General features: G+C 39.3%; 4 protein-coding genes. 2 read left to right on the top strand and 2 right to left on the bottom strand.

The features are described 5' to 3' along the window. Window positions 1-115: 115 nt before the first annotated feature. Window positions 116-670, bottom strand: a complete 555-nt coding sequence (locus WBM98_RS17790; protein WP_424367365.1) for a sigma-70 family RNA polymerase sigma factor — start codon at window positions 668-670, stop codon at window positions 116-118. A gap of 72 nt (window positions 671-742) precedes the next feature. Between WBM98_RS17790 and WBM98_RS17785 the strand changes: the two genes are divergently transcribed. Beyond that, window positions 743-1,099: a rhodanese-like domain-containing protein gene (locus tag WBM98_RS17785; protein WP_424367364.1), complete on the top strand. Its 357-nt coding sequence runs from the start codon at window positions 743-745 to the stop codon at window positions 1,097-1,099. A gap of 249 nt (window positions 1,100-1,348) precedes the next feature. After that, window positions 1,349-2,407: a hypothetical protein gene (locus WBM98_RS17780; RefSeq protein ID WP_424367363.1), complete on the top strand. Its 1,059-nt coding sequence runs from the start codon at window positions 1,349-1,351 to the stop codon at window positions 2,405-2,407. Between the two features lie 36 nt (window positions 2,408-2,443). Here the strand turns inward: WBM98_RS17780 and WBM98_RS17775 are convergent. After that, window positions 2,444-3,235, bottom strand: a 792-nt coding sequence (locus WBM98_RS17775; RefSeq protein ID WP_424367362.1) for a M3 family metallopeptidase, incomplete at its 5' end; no start/stop codon positions are given.

The raw sequence follows: 3,235 nt of genomic DNA, 5'->3' as shown, positions 1-3,235 counted from the left end.
GTACAGGTCTTACAAATGGCAAGATGACAGATCAGTTGTAGCTTTTCGTACAGAGTTGCCTCTTTATATTGTTTTTTATCGCAGATTAGAGCTGCTTTTTCGCACGAAATCATAGTTAAAACCAATTTTTGTTTAGGCAATCCATCAAAGCGGTTCTGGCCCTATGAATCATTACCCATAAATTAGACGGATTAATCCCAAGTTCTTTACAAATGTCCTCGGTATCCATACCTTGTATGGTTTTCATCGAAAATACCAAGGCTTGCTTTTTTGGTAGTTTAGAAATGCATTCCTGTATTGCCAGTCCTAATTCCTCATTCTCAATGCTGCTATTTTCCAAGATACTCAAGGGATCTGCGATCTGCTCTTCGAGCCAATCACCCTCGGCATCGGTTTGGTTGCCATAGTTCATACGAACCTCGGCCTTGCCCTTTTTTGAATTTATTTTTCGATAATGGTCGATCACCTTTCTTTTGAGAATGGCGATAAGCCATGTACGTTCGGCAGCGGTGCCTTTATAATTGGCGGCGGATTTTAATCCTGCGAAAAAGGTTTCCTGCACCAGATCCTTCGCAATCTCAACATCATTGATGCGTGCGATGGCGTAATTGAAAAGATAGTCTGCATATTGATCTACCCAGGTTTCAGGATGTAATTGGTGTTCGGCCATGTATTTTTTACTGCTATCAAAAGTAAATTAAATTTAACGATTATGCTTATTTTTGAAAAAAGAGATTGCATTATGAGAATTGTAGTATTGATGACAGCGGTGTTATTTTTAAACTTGGGCTGTTCACAGATAAAGGAAAAGAAGATAACCCAGGTTGCCCAGGAAGAATTGGATCGGGTAGTGTTGGTGGATGTCAGAACACCAAAGGAATACAATGCTGGTCATTTGGAGAATTCCTTGAATATCGATTGGATGGGGGATAGTTTTAAGTCCGAAATTGAAAAATTAGATAAAGGGGATACCATTTATCTGTATTGCCGAAGCGGCAAGCGCAGTGCCAGTGCGACCAAATATTTGGATTCCAAGGGATATAAGAATGTGTATAACCTTAAAGGCGGTTATATCGCTTGGGAACAGAAGAACCAATAGATCCAACTGCCGATGTAGTAGTGAAACCACCTGTTCCAAAGAACTACTTTTAAGGGTTTCATTCATTGAAAGCATTTTGAATACGTTTGTAAAGGATTGACATACGACACGTTACGTCTTTATATTCTTGGAACCTTCCTTTTTTTATCCATTACCAATCAACAATTTTTATTGATTTAATATTTTGATTTCGTATTGAAATAAGATATAATTTTAATCCTAAAATAAAGATTGATAATGGTATCATATATGGGAAAATCAGGTAAAGAAAAAAACGTTGTTTTAGCCTTCTTATCGCTCGTGGTTCTATTGGTTTTATCTTGTTCAAAAGACGAAAACACGATCACTCCTGAACCTGAACCTGAGGTTCCTATTTTCGCGGCGGTCGACACATATACCTATATAGCTCTAAGAAATGATGGAACCCTTTTTGAAATTGGTGATGAAGGCGGTAGTATTGAGCAGGTTAAAAAAATCAACAATATAACCTTCAATACGATTTTCAATACGGTTACCAGTTCTACGCAGAAAACATTTGTATATGAACAAATGCCTGAAATTATTTCAAACGGCACAAGCACAGGTTTTCGCGGACAATTATGTGCGCTTGATAACCAGAGTTTGCAATCTGGTTGTACGATATTGGACTTTTCGAACCATGATTTTCCCGAATTTGCAGGTTTGATAGCGTTGGATTGGGATGAAAAGAACAAAAACCTAGTGGGTATAGTAACAGATGTTGTCAATGAATCCCCCGAAAATATTAACTATGTTGTACGTATAGACCCAACTACTTTTGAAATTATCAGTACCGACGTTCAATTTGTAAAGCATGGTATTATTTCAAGCCTTTTGGTCGACAATACGTATTATATTTCTACCATGGTGGATGGCAGCGGTCACTCCGAATTGATGACCATTGATTTGATCACGGGTGAAACCAGGGACATAGATTTCTCGAATGTAGATTCATCCCCATTCTTACTGTCAAAAAATGATGAGGGAACAAAATATTTTGGGTTGGCTTGGGAATTCAACACAGGCTTTTTTAACGCCGCTGTACCTGTCAGTTTCGGTGCTGATAGCAGTATAGTGGAAATCGCCACAACAAAAAGGATATTCTTTAAAATAACAGTCGGTAAAAGTTTTTATAACCAGGCGAACAAAGAGCACGTTGTGCTAGTCGATACTGAGGATGGTGCAGGCCTATTGCGCTATAATTCGGAAAATGGGACCCTAAGAATAATTGGTTTAAAACCACTTCAAAACGAGCTTTCAAGTTTTGTCGCCATCGTACAGGTAAAATAAATGTTGGACTGATAGCTAAACCCTATTTTTCGTATTTCAGTCCTTTCCGTCCTCTTTGCCAAGCAACCCGGCCCGTTCCAAAAGCGCCTCGACCTTAGGTTCGGCACCCCTGAACTTTTTGTATAAAACCATGGGTTTTTCAGTACCTCCTTTTGAAAGTACATAATCTTTGAATTTTGTTGCCACCCCTTTGTCAAAGATTCCTTTTTCCTTGAAATAGGCAAAGGCATCGGCATCTAAAACTTCGGCCCACTTATAACTATAATATCCCGAAGAATAACCACCTTGAAATATATGGGAGAAAGAAACACTCATACAGGTTTCCGAGGTGTCTGGGTACAAGGTGGAACCTTCAAATGCCTTTGTTTCGTGTTTTTTCACATCTTTAACCCCACTGGGATCGACCCCATGCCAGGACATATCCAAAAATCCAAAACTTATTTGACGCAATGTGGCCATACCTTCTTGAAAAGTCGATGATTCCTTTATTTTTTGAACCAATTCCATGGGAATGACCTCGTCAGTTTCATAATGTGTTGCAAATAACTCCAAGGCTTCTTTCTCATAACACCAATTTTCCAAAATCTGACTGGGAAGTTCAACAAAATCCCAATAGACAGACGTGCCCGATAAGCTGGGATATATTGTATCGGCCAACATGCCATGCAGCCCGTGGCCAAATTCGTGGAATAAGGTGGTAACTTCATTAAAGGTCAATAACGAGGGTTTACTGGGGGTAGACCGGGTAAAATTACATACGTTCGAGATATGTGGGCGTACCTGCTTGCCATCTTTCACATATTGTGGTTTATAGGATGTCATCCATGC

Source organism: Maribacter sp. (genome assembly GCF_049667165.1).
Lineage (GTDB): Bacteria > Bacteroidota > Bacteroidia > Flavobacteriales > Flavobacteriaceae > Maribacter_A.
Note: the sequence above shows the minus strand (reverse complement) of the source record. Positions and strands in the feature narration are given on the sequence as shown.

Excerpts from the sequence above, each read along its gene's own strand:
- WBM98_RS17785 (WP_424367364.1), top strand. The coding sequence starts at position 743 with ATGAGAATTGTAGTATTGATGACAGCGGTGTTATTTTTAAACTTGGGC.
- WBM98_RS17790 (WP_424367365.1), bottom strand. The coding sequence starts at position 670 with ATGGCCGAACACCAATTACATCCTGAAACCTGGGTAGATCAATATGCA.
- WBM98_RS17780 (WP_424367363.1), top strand. The coding sequence starts at position 1,349 with ATGGGAAAATCAGGTAAAGAAAAAAACGTTGTTTTAGCCTTCTTATCG.